The 1,728-nt window shown below is 66.1% G+C and carries 1 protein-coding gene and 1 rRNA gene; one reads left to right on the top strand and one right to left on the bottom strand.

What is annotated here, in order from left to right; all coding sequences use genetic code 11:
• Positions 1 to 489: 489 nt before the first annotated feature.
• Positions 490 to 1,362, top strand: coding sequence for a class I SAM-dependent methyltransferase (locus tag ACSGDB_RS04170; RefSeq protein ID WP_434993096.1), 873 nt, complete (start codon positions 490 to 492; stop codon positions 1,360 to 1,362).
• Positions 1,363 to 1,626: 264 nt separating this feature from the next.
• Here ACSGDB_RS04170 and rrf read toward each other — a convergent pair.
• Positions 1,627 to 1,728 (bottom strand): 5S ribosomal RNA (gene rrf, locus ACSGDB_RS04165); the annotation flags it as partial.

Genomic DNA, 1,728 nt, shown 5'->3' with positions numbered 1-1,728 from the left:
TTCGAAACCAGCCAAAAAAACCAGCCACCACACGGGGTGCGGCAACCAGCAAATTCAACCAATCAAAAAACAATCGGTATCAACAAACTTGGCACACTATTGAGTTCTCAAACAACAGGAACAACCGGCACCACACACGACCAAACCGTCATGTCCTCGCTCCGGAGCAACTTTTCAAGCTTACCCGCACCGACCCCGTAACCGCAAATCCGCTCGGTCCTGGCTGGTTGTCACACCTGCACAGCGACCCTCGAACAGAAACGCCCTACGAGGACACCGGAAGAAGCGGAAGAGTGCACGTGGATCACGCGCTCGCGCCGCTTCATTCGGTTGGGGGTTCGTCGCCCTCACCGGGGCAACTCCATAACTATACGGCCGGCCTGCGCGCTCTGCCAAATCGTCGCTCCGCCCCGCAGCAGGGTCTGTCCCCCACGACGGGTCGCCGCGGATGCTCGCCACCGTGGCGGGGTCGCACTGTAGGGTGGCGGCGTGATCGTTCCTGATATCTCCCAGAACGCCGTCGCGGTTGCGGACCATTACGACGAGCTCGATCCGATCTACCGCTCGGTGTGGGGCGAGCACGTCCATCACGGACTATGGACCACCGGGCGCGAGACGCCCGCCGAGGCCGTCGAGGCGCTCGTGGACACAGTCGGCGACCGCCTTCACCTCGAACCCGATGACGCCTGCGTGGACATCGGCTGCGGTTACGGCTCCACCGCCAGGAGGCTGGTTGCGACACGCAAGGTCCGCGTCACAGGGTTCACCCTGTCCGCCGGGCAGGCCGACTACGCGGCCGCGCACGCCGATCCCCACGTGGACGTCCGCCTCCGCAACTGGCTCGTGAACGGCCTGGCGGAGGGATCCGCCGATGCTGCGTGGTCCATCGAGTCCAGTGAACACATGGTCGACAAGCCCGGGTTCTTCGCCGAGGCACACCGCGTACTGTCGCCCGGCGGCCGGCTCGTGGTCTGCGTCTGGCTCGCCGACGCGAACGCCGGCGGCTGGCAGGTCCGACACCTGCTCGAGCCGATCTGCCGTGAAGGGCGCCTGCCGTCGATGGGCACGCGCGAGGAATACGAAGCGATGGCGGTGGCCGCAGGTTTCGAGGTCACCGACTACGAGGACGTCAGCAGCCGCGTCGCCCGTACGTGGACGATCTGCGCCCGTCGCCTCGGACGGGCGCTGCTCGTCGATCGCGACACCCGCCGACTCGCCCTCCGGGCACGTAACCGCATCTTCGGGCTGAGCATGCTCCGCCTCATCCTGGCCTACCGGACCGGCGCGATGCACTACGGCATCTTCACCCTCTCCAAGCCCGGCGAGGGCCCGGCGCGATCCGGGGCAGGCGACCAGTCGTAACAAGGCGCCGGTCCGATCGCGGGTACTCCCCGCTCACTCCTGGCCGCGGACAACACGACGGCGGTGTTGACACCGACGAAGCCTGAGGCGGCGAGGATCTCGGGAGCCGGCACATCGCATTCCTCCCACCTGCACGTCGGCGGTACGACCTTGAGAGGCCAGGGACGTGACGCAGTGCCTCGACCGCGTCCCTGCTGGGGTGGGTGGGGTGGTGGTTAACGGGAAAGACCCCACCGGGGGGTGGGGTCTTTCCGTTGAATGGTTGTCCGGCGGTGTCCTACTCTCCCACACTCTCTCGGGTGCAGTACCATCGGCGCTGTGGGTCTTAGCTTCCGGGTTCGGAATGGGACCGGGCGTTTCCCCCAC

This window comes from Arthrobacter sp. Ld5, assembly GCF_051172775.1.
In the GTDB taxonomy this organism is placed as follows: domain Bacteria; phylum Actinomycetota; class Actinomycetes; order Actinomycetales; family Micrococcaceae; genus Arthrobacter_D.
This window is presented reverse-complemented; position numbering and strand designations above follow the sequence as displayed.